This window comes from Methylomonas rapida (assembly GCF_024360925.2).
In the GTDB taxonomy this organism is placed as follows: Bacteria; Pseudomonadota; Gammaproteobacteria; order Methylococcales; family Methylomonadaceae; genus Methylomonas; species Methylomonas rapida.
On the sequence record NZ_CP113517.1, the window covers coordinates 3,358,348 to 3,378,939 of the forward strand.

Below are 20,592 nucleotides of genomic sequence, written 5' to 3' on the forward strand. Positions count from 1 at the left end.
AGGAGACGCGACGGTGCCGAGACATATGCCATCCACGCTGCTATTCGTCGGCTTGATCGCGGCCGCGGCTTTTACTCTCTGGTGGAGCTTGCACCCAAACGGCCTGCCGGCCGGCATCGTCGCCGGCAACGGTCGCATCGAGGCCACCGAGATCGACATCGCCACCAAGACACCGGGCCGTATCGTCGAAATCCTGGCGCGCGAAGGCGACTTCGTCTCCGCAGGTTCTATCTTGGCCAAAATGGACACGCAGGTCCTGGAAGCCCAACGCACGGAAGCCAGGGCCAAGGTGCGCCAGGCCGAAAACGCCTATCAAGCCGCCAAGGCCATCGTCGCTCAACGCAAAAGCGAACAGACCGCCGCGCAAGCCGTGGTCGCCCAGCGCCGCGCGGAACTGGACGCCGCCACGAAACGCTTGCGGCGTTCCGAACGCCTGGTCGGCGAAGGCGCCACGCCGCAACAGGAAGTCGACGACAATCAGGCCCGGGTGTTGGGCATGCAGGCGGCCATCAGCACCGCCATCGCCCAGGTCGCCGCCGCCAGCGCCGGCATCGAAGCCGCGGCCGCCCAGCTCATCGAAGCGCAATCGACCATAGAGGCCTACAAGGCCACGGTAGTCAGACTGGATGCCGACATCGAAGACAGCCTGCTAAAGGCGCCGCGCGATGGCCGCATACAATACCGCGTCGCCGAACCCGGCGAAGTGCTGGACGCCGGCGGCCGGGTATTGAACATGGTGGACTTGTCCGACGTTTATATGACTTTTTTCCTGCCAACCGAAGCCGCCGGCAAGGTCGCGATCGGCAGCGACGTGCGCCTGATATTCGACGCGCTGCCGGGTTACGTGATTCCGGCCAAGGCCAGTTTCGTCGCCAGCGTCGCCCAGTTCACGCCCAAGACCGTCGAAACCGAAAGCGAAAGGCAAAAGTTGATGTTCAGAGTGCGCGCCCGCATCGATCCCGGCTTGTTGAAAAAACACATCGAGCAAGTCAAGACCGGCGTCCCCGGCATGGCCTACGTCAAGCTCGACACCGTGCAGCCCTGGCCGCCCGAACTCGAAGTCAAGCTGCCGCAATAAGCCCAAGAATTCCGTCAATCCCGCGCGGCGATCTTCATTTAGGGTGAGCAACGGCCGGCAGCACCCTCTCGGGCGGAACCAACTGCTCGCCACCCGACAAACCCGACACGATCTTGACGTAGCCATCCGCCAGCGGCCGGCCCAAGCGCACGAAGCGGCGTTCGATTTGGCCGTTGTTGACGAGCCATACCACATCCAGCTGCCCTACCTGGTGCACATAATTCAAGGGGATCGCGACGGCCTGTTCCTCGCCTTGCGGAATCCGCAAGCGAACGAACAAGCCCGGATACAGGCCGGGCCGGTTTTCCAGGCGCAGCTTGATCAGCACATTGCGCGCGTCGGGTTGGGCGGCGGGGACGATTCCCGCAATCGTCGCCGGCAGGGTCAGTTTTAGCGCATCGACCTCGGCTTCCAGCCTTTGCCCGAGCTTCAGGCCGACCGCGACCGATTCGCGGATATAGGCTTCGATGCGCAACACCGCCGGATCGTACAAGGTCAACAGTTTCTTGCCGGGATAGGCTATCTCGCCGGGTTCGGCATATCGATCTATGACGCGCGCCGGATACGTCGCCCTAATATGAGTGAAATCCAGGGTATGGCCGGCTTCCTTCAGTTGCGATTGGGCGGCAGCTTTCTGCGATTTCAGGCTTTCATAGTCGCCCTTGGCCACGTCGAGATCCGCTTGGGTCGCGGCCTCCTTGGCAAATAATTGCTGCGTGCGGCGGTAATGCGCCTCCGCCGCGCCCAACCGGGCATTCAGTGAATTAATGCTGGCTTTAGCCTGCTGGGTGCGGGCGGCCATGGTGTCGTCGTCCAGCGTGATCAACAAATCACCAGCCTTGACCGTGTCGCCAGCCTTGACATGAATGGCCTTGATGCGGGCCTGGACCTGGGCGCCGATATCGCCGGCCTGTTTGGCTTCGATGGTGCCGGCGGCGGTTTCAACAATCGGCACGCTGAGCCGCTCGACGGTCAGTGTCGGGCCTTGATAAGCCGACTGGCCCGCCAGCGTGCCCGGCTTGATCTTGCTTTGAAAGGCACCGGCCATCCACAGGATCATCAACAGCAAAATCAGCAGCGTCAGCGCGGACAGCGCCACGGTTCTTTGAGTATCGGTCAGCATCATGATGTGGGCAACTCGCTTTTTGCGTAAATCAAATAATAAACGGCTGGGACGACGAACAAGGTAAACAAGGTCGACGCCAGTATCCCGAAGATGATCGCAATGGCCAATCCGCTGAAGACCGGATCTAGCACGATGACGATATTACCCAGCAAGGTGGTGCCGGCCGTCAGCATGACCGGCCGCATCCTGATGGTGCCGGCCTGACGCAAGGCGTCCTTCAAATCCAGCCCTTCGTTTCTGGCCTGCACGATGAACTCGATCAGGATCAGCGAATTTCTGACCACGATGCCGGCCAACGCGATCATGCCTATCATCGCCGTCGCGGTGAACAACACCGGATCGGGACTGCCGTTGATGACGCGCTCGCCGAACTGGTTCAGCAGCCAAAAACCCGGCATGACGCCGATCACGGTCAGTGGAATGGCCGACATGATGATCAAGGACAGCGTCGTCGAGGCGGTTTGCACCCTGAGCACGAAGAAAATACCGACCAACGCGAACGCAAAGGCCAGGCCCATGTCGCGAAACACGTCGACGGTGATTTTCCATTCGCCCTCGCCGCCCCATTCCAGGCGGATGTCATCCGGCAAATGCCAAGGCAGGCCGCCACCGGAATTCAGGAAGGTGCGCGCATCCCAGGCCGGCGCCTGGTCGTCGTTACCGTTCAGATCGGCGCCGACGTCGGCGATGACTTCGGCCGGCGTGCGGCCTTCCAGCTCAGCCATCACATAGACGACCGGCTGCAAATCCTTATGAAAAACAGGCAGATCGGTTTTCGACTCGACGAATTCACCGAGTTCGGCCAGCATCAATGGCCGAGCGTCCGGATTCAGGTCCGGCTTGACCGGCAGTACGCCAAAATCGTGCTGGCTGCTGCGTACGCTCAAAGGCAGTCTCAAACGGATGGGCACGGGCCAGATTTCCCGTTCCAGATTCAAGAAGCCGGCGACGTGGCCGTGATTAGCCAGCCCCAGATTCAAGGCCAGATTCTCGGTGGAGATGCCAGCCAATGCGGCCTTTTCCTTGTCGGCTTCGAAACGCCAGCGCGTTTGCGGTTGCTCGACGCTGGAATCGATGTCGACCACGAAAGGCTCCTGGGCCAGCCTTGCCATCACCGCGGCGGCGGCATCGCGCTGCTTTTGGTAGGGCGTCAGCGTACCGCCGTAGATTTCGGCGACCAAAGTGCTGATGACCGGCGGTCCGGGCGGCACTTCGACCACCTTGACCGACACACCGCCGCTATTCAGCGGCGCCAGCAAGGCCCGAAGCCGGAGCAATACCGCATGGGATTGGTGCTCGCGCAGTTCCTTGGGCGCCAGCGTCAAACGAATGTCGGCCAGATGTGGCGCGATGCGGTAGTCGTACTGCCGCACCAGGCCGTTGAAATCGATCGGCGACGGCACGCCGACGAAAGCCGCGATCGCATTGACTTCCGGCAGGCGCGCCGCCAGCGCTGCCGCCGAGCGGGTGGTGGCCGCGGTTTGTTCCAGCGTGCTGCCCTCCGGCATGTCGACGATGATCTGCATTTCGTTCTTGTTGTCGAACGGCAGCAATTTCAACGGCACCATGCGCAGCACCGGCATCAGAGCCGTCAAAACGAACAAGGTCAGCATCACGATTATCAGCATCCAGGCGGCCTTGCGACTGGCGATGCAGGGTTCTATCAGCCTTGCGTAGAAGCTGGGCCCGCCAGCGCCCTCCTCCGTTGCCGCTGCCGGTTTCAAGGCCTTGCCGGACATCCATGGCGTCACGATGAAGGCCGTGACCGTCGACAAGATCACCGCCACCGGCACGTTGAAGGCCATCGGCGCCATGTACGGCCCCATCATGCCGGTGATGAAGGCCAGCGGAATGAAGGCCAAAATGATTGTGACGGTCGACATCAACAGCGCGGTACGAATCTCGGCCATCGCGGCGATGATGCGCTGGTTCAGGCTGCCCTGGCCGATGCGCATGAAGCGCTCGATGTTGTCTATGCCGGTGATCGGGTCGTCTACCAACAAGCCCAACGCCAAAATCAACGCGAACAGCGTGACGCGGTTGATCGTGTAGCCGAAAAACATGTCCAACGCCAGGGTTGCGCCATAACAGACCGGAATCGCCAAGCCGACCACCAAGGCCGGCCGCCAACCCAGAAAGATGCCGATGAACAACACCACCGTGACGATCGCAAAGGCCAGGCTCGAAGTCAGGTTATTGACCTTATCATTGGCGGTCTGGCCGTAGTCGCGCAAGATTTCCAGTTTCACTTCGGGGGGTAACAATTCCTGCTGCAATTGGGCGAGGCGTTCATGCAGGTTTTCGGCCACCGCCACCGCGTTGGCGCCGCGCTTTTTGGCGACCGCAATGGTCACCATCGGGTAGTCGACCCGGTACTGCGCCGCCAGTGGATGCCCGGCGGCGAAACTGAGCCAGCTGTAGCTTTCGGGTTCCTCGGGGCCATCGCTGACTTCGGCCACATCGCGCAAATAGACCGGTATGCCGTCCACGGTATTGACGACCAAGCCTCGCAACGCTTCGGCCGAACGCACGAAGTCGCCGGCTTCCAGGCGTATCGCCTGATTATCGGCCGAGACGATGCCGGCGCCATGCAATTGATTGGCTTTCTGCACCGCCCGCGCGATGTCCAGCGCGGACGTATTCCGCGAGGCCATGCTGGCAGGATTCAACATCACATTGACACTACGGGCGCGGCCGCCGACCACGCTGATCTGATTGGTGTCGGCGATTTGCTGCAGTTGCACGGCGATTTCGTGGGCGAAGCGGCGCAGTTCGTAATCGTCGTACAATTCCGGCGCCCTGCTCCATAGCGCAGCCAGCACGATGGGCACGTCGTCCACCTCGGCCGGCTTGACCTGCCAAGCCGTGACGGCGGCCGGAATTTGATCTTGGTTGGAATACAGCTTGTTATAGGTGTTCAGCAGCGAATCTTCGCGGTCCTCGCCGACGAAAAACCGCAACGTGACGATGGCCTGGCCGTTGGCCGAGCGCGAATAGACATGCTCGACGCCGCTGATCTGTGTCAGCAATTTTTCCAGGCGTAGCGTGATCTGCTTTTCGATCTGCTGCGCAGACAGCCCCGGCGCCGACACGATGACGTTGGCCATCGGCACCACGATCTGCGGTTCCTCTTCGCGCGGGGTAAACATCAGCGCGATGGCGCCCAAAGCCAGAGACAACGCGAAAAACAGTACCGGCAGGCCACCGCGCAAGGCGTAAGCGACTAAACGATCGAAGGGATGGGTGAATGGCACTTCTGGAGTCGTCGACACGGCAGGCTCAGTCCTGGTTTGCTGATCACGAACCAACTATAAACGCGAACGAGCGCGAATACAAAGCACCATGCAAAGCTAATGCCGGCGTCATTTTCGGTTGCTAGACAAGCTACAGTAACGTAAATAACCGAACCGGTTTCGTCTGGACTAGTGCTTTTCGCCCATTTGTCACCCCAACCACAGGCAATTCAGATGACAACCTTTTCTCCGCTTGCTAGAGTAGAACGGGTTTAGCGCGTTTCATGCATTTCAATCAACAAAACTTTCAAGCGAGATGCCGACTTATGATTCGTTGTTGGAAAATCCAACATCCGCCCGCAACACCTGGATTTTCGCGCCTTTCGTGCTTCGCTCGCGCCCCATTCCGTTTTTGAGATGACTAGCGATAACGTCGTCGACATTCAAGGCGTCAGCCTGCGCTACGGCGACGTATCGGCCCTGACCGATCTGAATCTACGGATTCCCGCCAATAAGATGATCGGCGTGATCGGGCCGGACGGCGTCGGTAAATCCAGTCTGATGGCGCTGCTGACCGGCGCCCGCGCGATGCAGCAAGGCAAAATCAGTGTGTTGGGCGGTGACATCGGCAATGCCGCTCACCGCCGCGCGTTATACCCCCGCATCGCCTACATGCCGCAAGGCCTGGGCAAGAATCTCTACTCAACCCTTTCGGTGCTCGAAAACGTCGACTTCTTCGGACGCCTGTTCGGCCAGCATAAAGCCGAACGGGCGCGGCGCATCGCCGAATTGCTGGACAACACCGGACTGGCGCCGTTCAAGGACCGCCCAGCCGGCCAATTGTCCGGCGGCATGAAGCAAAAGTTGGGACTATGCTGCGCGTTGATCCACGACCCCGATTTACTGGTTTTAGACGAGCCGACCACCGGTGTCGATCCGCTATCGCGTGCCCAATTCTGGGAACTAATAACCCGTCTGCGCCGGCGTCATGCCAATATGAGCGTGCTGGTTTCCACCGCCTACATGGACGAAGCCGAACGTTTCGATTGGCTGGTGGCGATGGATGCGGGCCGGGTGCTGGCGACCGGCAGTGCCGCCGAATTGCGCGCGCAAACCGGCAGCGATAGCCTGGAAGCCGCTTTCATCCAGCTGTTGCCGGAAGACAGGCGCTCAGGCCACAAAGCCATCACGATTCCGCCACGCTCTGTGAACGGCACGCCGGAAATCGCCATCGAAGCCGACGGTTTGACCATGCATTTCAACGGTTTCGTCGCGGTCGACAATGTCAGTTTAGCGATAGAGCGCGGCGAGATCTTCGGCTTTTTAGGCTCCAACGGCTGCGGCAAATCCACGACGATGAAGATGCTGACCGGACTGCTGGAGCCCAGCACCGGCCAGGCGCGGCTGTTTGGAGAAGTCGTCGACGCGGGCAATCTCAACACGCGTAAACGCGTGGGCTACATGTCGCAGGCATTTTCGCTGTATACCGAACTGACGGTGCGGCAAAATCTGGAACTGCACGCCAGGCTGTTTCATCTGCCACAAGCCGAGATTCCGGGTCGCGTCGCCGAGATGGCGCGGCGGTTTTCCCTGAATGCTGTGATGGACGCGCTACCCGACTCCCTGCCTTTGGGGGTGCGGCAACGCCTGTCCCTGGCCGCGGCGGTGATACACAGGCCGGAAATGCTGATCCTGGACGAACCCACCTCCGGGGTCGACCCGATCGCCCGCGACGGCTTCTGGGAGCTGATGATAGACCTGTCCCGCCGCGACAAGGTCACGATCTTCATTTCCACCCATTTCATGAACGAGGCCGAACGCTGCGACCGCATCTCGCTGATGCATGCCGGCAAAGTGCTGGCCAGCGGCAGCCCGCAAACATTGATCGAACGCGGCGACCATGCCACACTGGAACAAACATTTATCGCCTATCTGCAAGCAGCCGGCGATGCCGAGCAACCCCGCGAGGACACGCATACAAACCCAGCCGAACCCTCGCCGATCGCGCCGCCAGCCCAACCCTTGACCACCGCGCGCCATTTCAGCTGGCTGCGTTTGTTCAGCATCAGCCGGCGCGAAGCCCTGGAGCTGCGCCGCGATCCGATGCGGGCGGCGATCGCGCTGTTCGGCACCGTGTTTTTGATGCTGACCTTTGGCTACGGCATCACGCTGGATGTCGAGGATTTGCGGTTTGCGGTACTGGATCGCGACCAAAGCGCGCTCAGCCGCAATTACACGCTGGATCTCGGCGGCTCGCGCTATTTCATCCAGCATGCCCCGATCAGCGATTATGACGAATTGGATAGGCGCATGCGCAGCGGCGAACTCAGCCTGGCGCTGGAAATCCCCCCCAATTTCGCGCGCGATCTGCAGCGTGGCAATCCCATCAAAATCGGGGCCTGGATCGACGGGGCCATGCCCAGCCGGGCCGAGAACATTCTGGGCTATGTGCAAGGCATGCATCAAACCTGGCTGCAGGAACAGTGGCGCCGGCATTCCACCACCCCGTCGCCGGCCGGGCTGATCGACATCGAAACGCGCTTTCGCTACAACCCGGATGTCGAGAGTCTGCCGGCGATCGTGCCCGCTGTGATCCCGATGCTGTTGATGCTGGTATCGGCCATGCTCAGCGCCCTCAGCGTGGTCAGGGAAAAGGAGCTGGGCTCCATCCTGAATTTGTATGTCACGCCAGTCACTCGCCTGGAGTTTCTGCTTGGCAAGCAGCTACCCTATATTGCCCTGGGCATGGTTAATTTCTTCCTGGTCTGCGCGCTCGCGGTGTTCGTTTTCGGCGTGCCGCTCAAGGGTAGCTTCGTGCTACTGACCGTGGCCGCGCTGCTTTATGTGGCCGACTCTACGGGAATTGGCCTGCTGATGTCGGCTTTCACCCGCAGCCAGATTGCCGCCATTTTTGCCACATCGATCGCCACCATCATCCCGGCCAGGCAATTTTCCGGCATGATCGACCCTGTGTCGTCGCTGGAGGGTGGCGCGCGCTTCGTCGGCGAAATTTTTCCGGCCACGCATTTCGTCACGATCTGCCGCGGCACCTTTTCCAAGTCACTGGGTTTCGCGGAACTAAGCGCTTCATTGCCGCCCCTCGCCCTGGCCATTCCGGTGATTCTTGGCTTGAGCGTTCTGCTGCTGAAAAAACAGGAGCATTAACCGTGCATATCCTGTTCAACATTTTTCATCTCGGCATCAAGGAATTACGAAGCCTCGGCCGCGATACCATCATGCTGGTCATGATCCTGTTCTCGTTCACCGGCCAGATCTATCTGACCGCCACCAGTCTTCCCGAGTCGCTGAACAAGGCCCCGATCGCCATCGTCGACGAGGATCACTCCCCGCTGTCCGCGCGCATCATCAACGCCTTTTATCCGCCCCATTTTCTGACGCCAGCGCTCATCGAACCCTACGCCATGGACCCCAGCATGGATGTAGGGCTCTACACCTTCGTTCTCGACATCCCGCCGGATTTCCAACGCGATGTGCTGGCCGGACGCCAGCCAGCCATTCAGCTTAACGTCGATGCCACCCGCATGTCCCAGGCTTTCATCGGCAACAATTATGTGCAAAACATCGTCAATGGCGAAGTCGCGGCGTTCGTGCAGGGCCATCGCGCCAGCACCGCCCTGCCCGTCGACCTCGAAGTGCGCGCCCGTTTCAATCCCAATTTGAGCTCGGTCTGGTTCGGCTCGGTGATGGAGCTGATCAACAGCATCACCATGCTGTCCATCATTCTTACCGGCGCCGCGCTGATCCGCGAACGCGAGCACGGCACCATCGAACACCTCCTGGTCATGCCGCTGACACCCTTGGCCATCATGACGGCCAAGGTCTGGGCGATGGGTCTGGTCGTGGTCGTGGTGGCGACGGCATCGCTGTTTATCGTCGTCCAGGGCATGCTAGCAGTGCCTATCGAAGGCTCGATCGGCCTGTTCGTTTGGGGTATGGCGCTCCATCTGTTCGCCACCACGTCAATGGGTATTTTTCTGGGCACGGTCGCGCGCTCGATGCCGCAACTGGGCCTGTTGATGATCGTCGTGCTGTTGCCGTTGCAGATGCTGTCCGGCGGGTACACGCCGCGCGAGAGCATGCCCGTCCTGGTACAAAACTTGATGCTGGCCGCGCCATCCACGCACTTCGTGGCGCTGGCCCAATCCATACTCTATCGCGGCGCGGGTCTGGACATCGTATGGCCGCAATTTCTGGCATTGTTTGCGATTGGGCTGGTGTTTTTCTTACTGGCATTGAGCCGCTTTCGTAATATGCTCGGTACACTGGCCTGAGTTAAAAAAACCCATGTACCGTCAAGACTTGCTTTATCTCTCGCAAAGATGATGGTTCAATGCGTCTTCAACCATGGATTCATGGCGTTTCAGCCAAGTTTGGCGTGACGCCATATCCGATAAGAAGCGACGCAAACTGATTTTTTTTGGCGATGGAGGCTGAAGGCAATGGCGCAAAACAACCCTGCTAAAAATGTAGACCTTGTGACACAAGCCCGGCTTTGGTTCGATCGGAATATCCTGGAATTGGGACGCCAGCTGCGCATGAGTTATTTACCGCCGCTGATGGTGTATTTGGCAGCCGGCATTTCCGGACTGACCGGCATCGTCGGTACGTTTTTCGTCAAGGAATATCTGGGGCTATCGGCGGAATTTCTGGCCGCGCTGAGCTTTTGGGCCATGCTGCCCTGGACCTTGAAAATGCCGGTTGGTCATTGGGTCGACTTATGCTGGCAACACAAAAACAAGCTGGTTTACCTGGGCGCCGCGCTCATTGCGGCGAGCTTGTCCATCATGAGCAACCTGCTGGCCGACGCCCACTTCATGGCGTCCATCATGCCGGCCGAGAATTGGTATGTACTGGCCACGCTATTGGCGCCAATCGGTTATGTGATACAGGATACCGTGGCCGATGCGATGACGGTCGAGGCGGTGCCTCGCTACGATGCACAAGGCCGCCCGGTCAGCGAGGCCGAATCTCATTTGGCGCACACCACGATGCAAACCCTGGGCCGGGTGGCCATCATCGGCGGCACCATGCTGGTGGCGGCGGCCAATGTAAGCTTTTTCAGCGGCGTCGAGGCCATGTCGGTAGCGGATAAAGCCGCGACTTATCTGCGCATCTACCACTGGGCCATGCTGGTGCCGTTGATTTCGGTGGCCGGCGTGGCGCTGGCCGCCTATCAGCGTCATCAGCGCGCGACTGAACTGGCTGCGCGGGGCTATGAGTTCGAAGACATAGACCGTCTATTGGGGCGCGACGATACGCAACTTACCCAGGTAAACTGGTGGATACTGGGCGGCGGATTGGGGTTTGCGCTTTTCGCTCTGGCCATGGGCTTGGCCAACTTGCCGTATAACGCGGAAATCGTGTTCGCCGGCTCGCTGGCGATCGTGCTGTTTTTGATCCGGCGTTTGACCTGCGATTTGGACGAGCGCGCCCGAAACCGCCTTTACGGCACGGCGTTCGTGATCTTTGCCTTTCGTGCCGTACCAGGCACCGGCGCTGGCGAAACCTGGTGGATGATAGACGAGCTGGGATTCGATCAGCAGTTTTTATCCAAGCTGTCACTGCTGACCAGTTCCTTGACCTTGCTGGGCATGTTCATTTTTCGCCGCTTCATGGCCGAACGGCCGATTACCTATATCATCGCGGTTTTGACGCTGGCGTTGGGCCTGTTGTATTTGCCCAATATCGGCTTGTATTACGGCCTGCACGAATGGACCGCGGCTCATAGCGGCGGCATGGTCGATGCCCGTTTCATCGCGCTGTTCGATACCGCGCTGGAATCGCCATTGGGACAGATTGCGATGATACCGATGCTGGCCTGGATCGCGCATTCCGCCCCAGAAAGACTCAAGGCGACCTATTTCGCGGTGATGGCGGCTTTCGTCAACCTGGCCCTCTCATTATCGCAACTCTTGACCAAACTGCTGAACCAGTGGTTTGTGGTTACCCGGGAAGTCAGGGATGCGGCGAGCGGCGCGGTCAGCGTACCGGCCGATTATAGTGAGCTGGGTATATTGTTGATTTGCGTGATGCTGCTTGGCTTGGCGATGCCATTGCTGGCAATCGTGATCGCCAATCGTACGTTTTTGGCCGAAACGCGCTAAGGATATATAGTGGCGCGACCGATGCGGGTTGGATAGAGCGATTACCTCCGTGAACGGTCGAAACCGACCCAAAACCGACATTGACTGGTACAAATTGAATGTCGCAAATTTGCCAAGACCAGGCACTTATTCTGACTTGTGACAAGCCAGAATAAGCTTCCATAGCGGTGCCTGCCGAAACTACTTAATTTCGCTGGCTTTTGCCTTAGTCTTGCCCATTAGATTTGGCGGTGGACCGATGGGATCGAAGTTTTTCAACAACGGCACATCGTCTTTGTTGAGCCATAGCACGTCCATGTTATAGGAGCCTTGCGGTCCCCAGCCGCCGAAGAACTTCTTGCCATCCGGCGTGAACGACCAGCACATGTCTTCACCGGCGGTATTGACGGTGTCGCCAAGGTTTAGCGGCTCTTGCCACTCGCCCTTGGGATTCTGATGCGAAATCCATTCGTCATGTCCGCCGCGCGAACCCATGTCGGTGCGGGTACTGGTGATGATCAGGCTCTTGCCATCCTTCGATAGCCCAGTCCAATGTAAATGATCGCGGTACGGCGAGTTGACGCGTGAACCCAGGCTCTGTGGTTTCTGCCAGGTACCGTTTTTCTTTTCGACCTTCCAAATGTCACTATCTTGGGTGACGCCCGGTTGCTGGTAGCTGAAATAGATCAGACTATCCGAGGCAATAATCGGGCAATGTTCTTCACCGGTTGGCGTGTTAAGGTGCGGCAGTTCCGGCACCTCGTTCCAGGTTTTGGCAGTTTGCCAGACGCCATCGATTTTCTGTACTACATACAGATCGCCAGTCGAAAGATTACCGGGTTGATAGCGTGTAAAGTAAATCGCGTTACCGTCATCGGATAGGCTGGGTTCCAGTTCCCAGGCCTCGGTATTGATGTTCGGACCTACTTTAGGGTCAATGCCCGGTCCCAGATGAATCGGCGTTTGCCACTGGCCATTGACGTTGTGCGCCATCCAGATGTCGAAGCTATAAGGGTTGCCTTTTGATTCGATTACGCCCGGTCGTGTGGAAACGAACAATACGGTTTTGCCGTCGGCACTGTAGGTCATTTCGAATTCAGCAGCATCCGAATTGATTGGAGCGCCTATGCTTTTTGCCAACGAGGGCGCTTGGGCGCTTGCGCCGGACGGCATATCCATGCCAGGCATCCCATTAGAAACTCCGTGCGCCAGTATCAGCATCAGCCCCACAGAACAAGACGTTAGAACCCGGAAGTTCTCTTTCATATACTATCCCCTCATTTAAAATGAATTTTTTAATTTTGTTAAATTAACGCAATAGAACCAGCAACCTGGTTGCGATAATTTTTCCGATCTTGATCTGGGATCAAATAGCTAAACTTTTGCCTCAAGCACCAAATTGGTCGGTGTCATTGCCGCCCGCCTTACTCGGCTGAAGCCTCCTGTATTGAGCACTTCGGTGAGTTTTTTTTGACCGGCCTGGGCGCCCAAGCCCAAACCGACTTCCTGAGACTTGGACGCGGGTACGCAGACCATCGTGGAAAAGGAATAATAAATCTGGCCCAGAGGATGCAGGTTTTCTTCCAGACTGTCGCCAGCAAAGGGCTCGACCAGCATAAAGGTTCCGCTGTCGGACAAGGAGCTTGCAATATGCAGTGCAGCGCCAACAGGGTCGCCCATATCGTGCAGAGCATCGAACATCGTGACAAGATCGTAGTTTTTCCCGGGATAGTGTTTCGCTGTCACGACTTCGAAAATCGTATTGCTGGCGACGCCTTCGGCTCGAGCCCGCTCCCGTGCGTGTTCGATCGACGGTTCGTGAAAATCAAAGCCATGAAAGGTCGAATTTGGGAATGCCTTGGCCATCAGGATCGTCGAAGATCCATGTCCGCAGCCAATATCGGCAACTTTGGCGCCGGCCTCGAGTTTTTCGCGCACGCCATCAAGCGCGGGCAGCCATGAATCGATCAGGTTCATCGCATACATTGGCCGGAAGAAGCGTTCGGTGCCGCAGAACAAACAAGGACTATGATCGCTCCAGGGCAAGCCCTTACCGGAGCGGAAAACTTCAGTCAGTTTGGGTTCATCGACATAGGCAGACATGACTGCCTGGAAGAAGCCTTGCATGCAAGCCGGATGCCCTTCGGCGGCAAAAACGACGGCTTGTTCGGGCGATAATGAAAATCTGCCGGCTGCTGAATCGTAATTCACATACCCCGCCGCCGCGTTGGCAGAAAGCCACTCTCGAAGATAGCGTTCATCCATTCCGGTGCTGTCGGCCAGTTCCTGGCTGGTTGCGGGAGTAATCTCGGCCAAGGCGCTATACAGGTCGAGTTTGTCGCCTATATAGGCTATCAGCAAGCCCAGTGAACCGGCCACATCACCCATCACTTTTCCCTGCAACTGTTCCAGCTTGTTCTCATTAATATCTGTCAAACGTATTGCCATCTCTTATGCCTTCTGTTGTTAAGATCATTGCGAGTAATCTTTTGATCGTTGTGAAATTGCGGCCAGTTAAATTATAAGCGGGGGCTTTTCCGTCTCGAACAGAATCGCCTGCATCGGGTAACGCGTCGGGCCAGAGCCGAATTCTTTTTTGAACGCCTCAGCCAGTTCCTTGACTATGTCCTCGGGATCGATGCCGCCCCGGTCCTTGATTTCAAAAATAACGGGTGTGTAAACCAGGGCGCGCGCAAACGCCGTCACATCTAGAATGTCATAGACATGGCGCTGAACGGAAATAACGACTGGATCGAAACCGATCTGAATCAACTGCTCTTTGAGTGGATCGATTTGATGGCAGGACATGGGATCGAATAGAAACTGCGGTGTATCCGACGGAAAATATTGCTTGAGAACTTCGAAACTCAAACTGGCAAATGGGTTATAGCGTTCCGAATCCCAGACGCGGAACAGATAACGGCCGCCCGGCTTCAAGGTCCGGTAAACCTCGCGAAAGCCCTTGTCCCGGTTGAAAAACATGATGCCGAATTGGCAGACCACGGCATCGAAGGTTTCGTCATCGAACGGCAACGCGGTGGCATCGGCGTTTTGGAAGATTACCTGTTCGCCAGGCTGAAACTTTTGCCTCGCCACATCCATCATCGAATCGCTAATATCGATGGCGGTCAGGCGTGCTTCTTTTGCCAATAAATTACGCAAGTGACGCGTCACGATGCCGGTGCCAGCGGCGATTTCCAACACATCCATCGGCGCTTGCTCGGCGACGCGTCTTGCGGTATCGGCACCGTAATGCTCAAACAGCACCGGGCCAAGATCACGGTCATACGGTATGACAACCTCATCAACATAACCAGCCATAGTCAATTCCCTATATTAAGTCTGAATGTTATTGCAACCCAAAGCCTTACCAATGATTGAATGCCGCATGTTTAGTAACGGCATCACTGGGATGGCTTTGAAATAAGCTATAAATTGTATCGTAATGTGCTATCGATTAAAATGCATGGCAAATATCGAATTTAGCATAAGGCTTTTGCAAATATGCATAACATGAATTGGGACGATCTACGCTATTTCATCGAAGTGGTCCGCTCGGGCAATGTGACCGAAGCAGGCTTACGCCTCGGCGTTAATCAATCAACCGTAAGTCGCCGGATTGCTCAGCTGGAAAATCAATTAGGCAAAGCCTTGTTCGACCGAACAGCCAAAGGTTGGCTAATCACACCGGTTGGGGAAAAGATCGTTATGCTTGCCGAAGAAATGGCAAACCAAGCCAACGCCATTCATCGGAAAATAGAAAGCGATTCGGAAGACGTTTCGGGAGTCATCAAATTGACGGTTTCCGATGTTTGCGCCAAGCGATTCGTATTCCCTGTCATCCGCGATTTCAAACGCGACTATCCTGATGTCGATTTCGTGTTGATTGCTGCCGAAGAAGTCTTGAATCTAGCTGGCCGCGAGGCCGACATTGCGATTCACGCCATTATGGAGCCACCGCCGAATGTGGTGGGCAAACGCATCTGTCGGCTTGCCTATTCTGTCTACGGTCACCCGGAATTAGTGAAAAACCTGTCAACTGAAATGCCGCCCTGCATCACTTGGATAGGTGATGGCGCCACCTTACCCAATTGGATAACGAAAAACTTTCCGAAACTCAAACGGGCATATCGGACGAATTCCAGCGTAGCCATGTTTGAAATGTGCCGGGAAGGTTTGGGCTTGGCTTTGCTGCCTTGTTCGCTGGCCGATGAAGCGGATGAGTTGGTCCGTGTCCCAGTCGAGCATATCGAATCCGGTTATGACGTATGGGTTCTCAGTCATGTTGATTTACGTACCACCGCACGAGTTCGTATCTTTCGAGATCGCATGGTCGAATTTTTGACTAACGAAATCGACTTATTGGAAGGGCGTAAACCAAAGATCAATTCATGGAGTTGAAATTCAGCTTTGAGTAAAATTCCGGTCATTCCGTTAAGGATATTCATTGCCTGCTTTTGGCCGTTCCTGAGCATTCAATCCGGCAAAAATCTATCGACATGATTGACTGATTTCATTGGAATACTCAGTTTTTTGCTGTTCTCAATTAAAGTGAGCTCATTCTCACTTAATCTGATTCCTGATGCCCGGATATTCTCAGCTAATCTGGTCCCGATAAACGGATGTAATCAATTCCTTTCGAATATGTTATCGGGTCGCTACACCTAACCAGCCTGCGCTGGAAAACAACGTCAAGTCATCGTTAGGAAGCGACGATCTTGACGTTGTACCTCCGCAGAGCAAGTAGTTTGTTCAAGAGAAAAACGATTTCACCGAAGCGGTGAAACTATCCCAGCCTTTTTCAATGGTTGCGGAAACCTCGTTCCAGCCTTCTTCCAGGGAATCCTTGACCTCATCCCATTTGTCGTCGGCGATATCCGCGATTTCCGCGGCTTTCGCTTTGGCTTGCTCCAGTTTGGGCTCCAAATCCGCGATGGCCTCGCGAATGTCGTCCAACGCCTCTTGCGACTCGTCCATGGCCTTGTTTTTCAGCTCGGTGAGCTTTGCTTGTTGTTCGTCGATAGTGGATTGGATCTTGCCTAATAATTCATCTTTGTTCATTGCCGTTTCTCCTGGTGGATTAAATTTAACCTACTACATTCCACGTTCCGCCGATAAGCGGCGCGTATGATTGATGGCTATAGTCAAATCGGCGCGGCAATATCAGGTTTTTTGACCGAATAGTTTGCCGACCGCATTCATGACACCGCTGACGCCACCGACGCTGTTCAAAAGCTGCCCACCAAGATCGGCGAGCGAACCTTCGGGTGAAGCCTTGTCGATAACGTTGGGAATCGCCTGCTGCAAGCCGCTCAGCGCCGAAGTTTCGCTGATGCCCAATTGCTTGGCGAAAGCGGCGATTTTTTCGTGGCCAAAGATTTGTTCCAGCTGATTCCCGGAAACCGGCGCGTTTTCACCCTTACCGAGCCAGGATGCCGCCAGCGCCATCAGATCCTGGCTATTGCCACCTTGCATGCTGGAGATGATGGAAGACAGGTCCAATTGGCCCTGTTGGTTACCCAATAAGCTCATCAGCGCCGAGGCGATTTCAGTTGTTTCTATCTGGCCGTCGCGATCGGTGTCGAGTTTGTCTTTAAATAATTGTGCACCGCTTTGCAGCAGAGAATTGATATCCATGATTACACCACCTCAAGTCAAAGATTTTTGGGAATACGGATTTTTTGGCCGGGATAAATCTTGTCTGGGTCTTTGATGACTTCCCGATTGGCCTCGAAAATCTTTTGATATTTGGCACCGTTTCCATACGCGTGTTCGGCGATTTTCCACAGTGTGTCGCCTTTTTCTATCGTATAGAATTGGTCGTCACTTGCCACTGCACTGCCGTCAGCGATCTTTACGCCGGCGGCATCGACATTTTCAATGCCTTGCACGTTACCGGCGATCAGCACGGCTTTTTCCAAGGCCTCAGCGGATTTTGCGGTACCGCTCAGAACGGCTTTGCCGTCCTTGACTTGCACCTGCAAGTTTTCGATACCCGGATTGTCTTCTTCGATGGCTTTTTGTAATGCGGCGGGTGCTTCATTTTCGGCGCCGAATAGCTTTTTGCCGATATTCAGCGCAAAGTCGAATAAGCCCATGATTTATCTCCTTTCATTGGTCAAGCCAATGAGGCTTTTTGGATGGGGGGAGCCAGCACGATACACCCGGCACCGGGTCATTGCAACCCAATTCAACTGTTAATCATGATGTTTTCATGACACGTTTAATTTGACTTATTTGCGCCGAGTTGTCTTCAAGCCACAGCGAAAAATCCATGACCTCGGCATTTCTGGTATAACACCGTCACAACAATAATTCTTAGAGGAACGAAAAATGATTACCGTGGCTATTTATATTTTGACGATGTCTTTTGCGGCCTATGTTATTTATCGGGTACGCAGCAAATAGCGTCGTCGCAATGCAAAAGAGATAGAGGGGGGAAGGCGACAAAAAGAGCCCTCATGTCATTGACAATGAGGGCCATGAAGTGCAGAGCTTTAGATACTGCGAGGAAACAACGAGAAATTTTAAACGGGTATGATGCCTGGCCGCGTCGTACGGATGACAATCGAGCACCGCTCTCTAGCCTATTGATTCAACAAGAGGGCAAGCCAACGGCCATACTACAGTAACGACGAGACCGGCTTTAAACGCTCTAGTTCAGGAACAGCTTTCAGGATTGAGCCTCATCCAAATCCAGATTGCTGGACAGGGAAGCCGCCCCGAACAACATGGTGGAAAGAACGAATTCACCGGACATGAAGCCAAATACCCCTGTCATGAAAAAAAAGCCGGTAATGATGTCTCTATATAGATTGTTAGATTTATTCATGGTTACGTCCAAGACTGAATGCAGTCGGTTGTTAATTGAGTTGGCTTAACTATAACCCCTGGCTAATAATTTACAATAGACACATTATTAGATGATTTGTTTCTTAAATAGAAACAAATACAAGCCATCCCGGTTTCCAACCATGAAAAGACTGCTTTGCTTATTACTGCTATTGCTACCGCCCCCCTCGAACGCCGACGACATCATTGCGATCAAACTACCGGAATGCGAAGCCAGGCTCGAGCGTAGAAAGGTAGAGCCCAACCTGGCGCTAGTCAGAAGCGATTGCCCATTATCGTTACCGTCTTTGGCGCTGTTGTTAGAGCAGGGTTTACCGGACCTATTCCCTGATAAAACAGCGGAGATTCGCTCGATTTATCTCGGTCGATTGATGAATTATCCCGATTGGTCACGCTTGTTGGCGGAAACAGCGGCCAAATCCCCCCTCTGGGATGCCAAACGCGGCCGCCCGCGCAAGCGCGGCGAACATGACAACCGCAGCGTGACGACCTTGCTGAATGAGCCCGCGTATCCCATGGCTTTGCTCCCGGCATTTGCGCGCTACGGCCTGAAACCTTGTATCGCCAGCGTGGAAAAAGTGCTGGTATTCAAAGTCAAAGAACTTGAGTCCGCGCAACAGCGAGTTGCAACGTCAATTCCCGCCGATGCCCGTTTACCCTTTGACGCGCAAATCTGGTTGTCCTTGCATCCCTTAGCCGACAGTTGCGGCGGGCGTTAAGCCCAAACCACGGTTTTGCCAGAAATAGAATGGCTGCTGCATGCTAAACTGAAATCCAAAGCCCGTCCCGAACTGTCAAAGATTGTGCAAACCGTGAGACACACCATGCAAGAAACCGGTATCAAGAGCAGTTTTTACGCTTACCTGTCAAGGCTCAGATGGATCAAACGCTGGGGCTTGAAGCGCAACGCCCACGAAGAGAATGTCATGGAGCATAGCTGGGAAGTCGCCGTCATCGCCCACACGCTGGCATTGATCAAAAACCGCTACTTCCAAGGCAGTGTCGATGCCAATGCCGTTGCCGCCGCGGCCTTGTATCACGACATTACCGAAGTGATCACGGGCGATCTGCCCACCCCGATCAAATACCACTCGCCGGCGATTTTGCATGCCTACAAACAGATTGAACTTCAGGCCGAAATCGAACTACTAAAACTATTGCCCGATGAGTTAGAAGAGGACTTTAGGCCACTGATTCAACATGACAAATTATCCATTGAGCACCAGCAGATCATCAAGGCGGCCGATAAAATTTCCGCTTACTTGAAATGCCAGGCCGAGCTGAAAGCCGGTAATACCGAGTTTGAACTGGCCGCGCAGCAATTGGCGCAAAACATCCATGCGCTACAACAACCCGAGGTCGTATTTTTCATGCAAGCCTTTGCGCCGAGTTGCGGCTTGACGCTGGATGGCTTGATGCAAACCCATTGAGCCGAATCAAGCGGAGTTTTAATCCATTCCTAATCTATTGCTCATCCCGTATTAACCAACGGCATATAGAATTCGGGACAAATTGATTAACTTGCAAAAACAGGAGTTTTTATGTCCAGAGTCGGAATGTTTGCCGTCCTCGGTTTATTGTTTTCTTCCGCCACGCTTGCCGATCATGGCCATGGTCACGGTCATCATCATGGCCATGGCCACGGACATGGCCACCACCATCATCACGATCATTACGTGGAAGTGGAACGGGTTTACTATGCCGAGCCTGTCGTTCACTATGCCCCCGTACCGGCGCCGGCACCGCGTTATCGCAGTTACGATCAACGCTCGCCTCAAGGCTTGGTCGGCGGTGTACTCGGTAGCGCGGTAGGTTATGAAATGAGCCACGGCGATCCGCTGGGCGCCGGCATAGGCGCGGCGGCCGGCGCCTGGATGGGCAACGGCATGAGCCGATAAGGAGATTTGGCATACTCCTTTTGAAAAAGGAGGATTGAGGGGGATTTTATTACAAATCTCCCCCTAGCCTTTGGCAGCCACTGCATGCATTGCCCCACCGTCTGCATCCCTGCAAGTCGTCTTTCCTTGCGATACCAGCCCCTTATCCTAAAAACATCAGTATTCCACGAAAAGCACGAAAGACACTAAATAAAACAGATGGTTACGTCACTTGATTTAGTTGCCCGCAAGGTGTCGGCTTTTTGAGCAATAACTTTTTGAAACTGTTCGTGATTTTTGTGTGTTTCGTGGACCAAATGAT

At 55.5% G+C, this 20,592-nt stretch carries 17 protein-coding genes; 8 read left to right on the top strand and 9 right to left on the bottom strand.

What is annotated here, in order from left to right:
- Nucleotides 1-13 precede the first annotated feature (13 nt).
- Nucleotides 14-1,078, top strand: coding sequence for an HlyD family secretion protein (locus tag NM686_RS15790; RefSeq protein WP_456238239.1), 1,065 nt, complete (start codon nt 14-16; stop codon nt 1,076-1,078).
- A 34-nt stretch (nt 1,079-1,112) separates the two neighbouring features.
- Here NM686_RS15790 and NM686_RS15795 read toward each other — a convergent pair whose 3' ends face one another.
- A complete protein-coding gene (locus NM686_RS15795) occupies nt 1,113-2,204 on the bottom strand; it encodes an efflux RND transporter periplasmic adaptor subunit (RefSeq protein WP_255188814.1) in 1,092 nt (363 codons plus the stop codon).
- Nucleotides 2,201-5,476 (bottom strand): efflux RND transporter permease subunit, encoded by a 3,276-nt coding sequence (locus NM686_RS15800; protein ID WP_255188815.1) that lies wholly within the window; start codon nt 5,474-5,476, stop codon nt 2,201-2,203. Before NM686_RS15800 ends, NM686_RS15795 begins: the two co-directional genes overlap by 4 nt.
- Nucleotides 5,477-5,854: 378 nt before the next feature.
- On the opposite strand from NM686_RS15800, the gene rbbA reads away from it, so the two are divergent.
- From rbbA to NM686_RS15815, 3 genes are all read left to right on the top strand, one after another.
- The gene (gene rbbA / locus NM686_RS15805; protein ID WP_255188816.1) at nt 5,855-8,602 is read left to right on the top strand and encodes a ribosome-associated ATPase/putative transporter RbbA; all 2,748 of its coding nucleotides are present in this window, start codon (nt 5,855-5,857) and stop codon (nt 8,600-8,602) included.
- Nucleotides 8,603-8,604: 2 nt separating this feature from the next.
- Nucleotides 8,605-9,729, top strand: coding sequence for an ABC transporter permease (locus NM686_RS15810; RefSeq protein WP_269021860.1), 1,125 nt, complete (start codon nt 8,605-8,607; stop codon nt 9,727-9,729).
- Nucleotides 9,730-9,897: 168 nt separating this feature from the next.
- Nucleotides 9,898-11,562, top strand: coding sequence for an MFS transporter (locus tag NM686_RS15815; RefSeq protein ID WP_255188817.1), 1,665 nt, complete (start codon nt 9,898-9,900; stop codon nt 11,560-11,562).
- A gap of 180 nt (nt 11,563-11,742) precedes the next feature.
- Here NM686_RS15815 and NM686_RS15820 read toward each other — a convergent pair whose 3' ends face one another.
- From NM686_RS15820 to NM686_RS15830, 3 genes are all read right to left on the bottom strand, one after another.
- The gene (locus tag NM686_RS15820; RefSeq protein WP_255188818.1) at nt 11,743-12,729 is read right to left on the bottom strand and encodes a TolB family protein; all 987 of its coding nucleotides are present in this window, start codon (nt 12,727-12,729) and stop codon (nt 11,743-11,745) included.
- Nucleotides 12,730-12,915: 186 nt separating this feature from the next.
- Nucleotides 12,916-13,977, bottom strand: coding sequence for a class I SAM-dependent methyltransferase (locus tag NM686_RS15825; RefSeq protein ID WP_269021861.1), 1,062 nt, complete (start codon nt 13,975-13,977; stop codon nt 12,916-12,918).
- A gap of 78 nt (nt 13,978-14,055) precedes the next feature.
- A complete protein-coding gene (locus NM686_RS15830; protein WP_255188819.1) occupies nt 14,056-14,862 on the bottom strand; it encodes a class I SAM-dependent methyltransferase in 807 nt (268 codons plus the stop codon).
- 183 nt (nt 14,863-15,045) lie between these two features.
- On the opposite strand from NM686_RS15830, the gene NM686_RS15835 reads away from it, so the two are divergent.
- The gene (locus tag NM686_RS15835; protein ID WP_255188820.1) at nt 15,046-15,942 is read left to right on the top strand and encodes a LysR family transcriptional regulator; all 897 of its coding nucleotides are present in this window, start codon (nt 15,046-15,048) and stop codon (nt 15,940-15,942) included.
- 351 nt (nt 15,943-16,293) lie between these two features.
- On the opposite strand, the gene NM686_RS15840 is transcribed toward NM686_RS15835, so the two are convergent.
- The 4 genes from NM686_RS15840 to NM686_RS15855 all read right to left on the bottom strand — a co-directional run bounded on the left by NM686_RS15840 (nt 16,294) and on the right by NM686_RS15855 (nt 18,373).
- A complete protein-coding gene (locus NM686_RS15840) occupies nt 16,294-16,602 on the bottom strand; it encodes a sll1863 family stress response protein (RefSeq protein ID WP_255188821.1) in 309 nt (102 codons plus the stop codon).
- Between the two features lie 102 nt (nt 16,603-16,704).
- Nucleotides 16,705-17,178 (bottom strand): YidB family protein, encoded by a 474-nt coding sequence (locus tag NM686_RS15845; protein WP_255188822.1) that lies wholly within the window; start codon nt 17,176-17,178, stop codon nt 16,705-16,707.
- A 17-nt stretch (nt 17,179-17,195) separates the two neighbouring features.
- Nucleotides 17,196-17,639 (bottom strand): peptidoglycan-binding protein LysM, encoded by a 444-nt coding sequence (lysM, locus tag NM686_RS15850; RefSeq protein ID WP_255188823.1) that lies wholly within the window; start codon nt 17,637-17,639, stop codon nt 17,196-17,198.
- A 575-nt stretch (nt 17,640-18,214) separates the two neighbouring features.
- Nucleotides 18,215-18,373, bottom strand: a complete 159-nt coding sequence (locus tag NM686_RS15855) for a hypothetical protein (RefSeq protein WP_255188824.1) — start codon at nt 18,371-18,373, stop codon at nt 18,215-18,217.
- A 142-nt stretch (nt 18,374-18,515) separates the two neighbouring features.
- Between NM686_RS15855 and NM686_RS15860 the strand changes: the two genes are divergently transcribed.
- The 3 genes from NM686_RS15860 to NM686_RS15870 all read left to right on the top strand — a co-directional run bounded on the left by NM686_RS15860 (nt 18,516) and on the right by NM686_RS15870 (nt 20,291).
- Entirely contained in the window at nt 18,516-19,112 is a 597-nt protein-coding gene (locus NM686_RS15860) for a hypothetical protein (RefSeq protein WP_255188825.1), read from the top strand.
- Between the two features lie 105 nt (nt 19,113-19,217).
- Entirely contained in the window at nt 19,218-19,823 is a 606-nt protein-coding gene (gene yfbR, locus NM686_RS15865; protein ID WP_255188826.1) for a 5'-deoxynucleotidase, read from the top strand.
- Nucleotides 19,824-19,934: 111 nt separating this feature from the next.
- Nucleotides 19,935-20,291, top strand: a complete 357-nt coding sequence (locus NM686_RS15870) for a glycine zipper 2TM domain-containing protein (RefSeq protein WP_255188827.1) — start codon at nt 19,935-19,937, stop codon at nt 20,289-20,291.
- Nucleotides 20,292-20,592 lie beyond the last annotated feature (301 nt).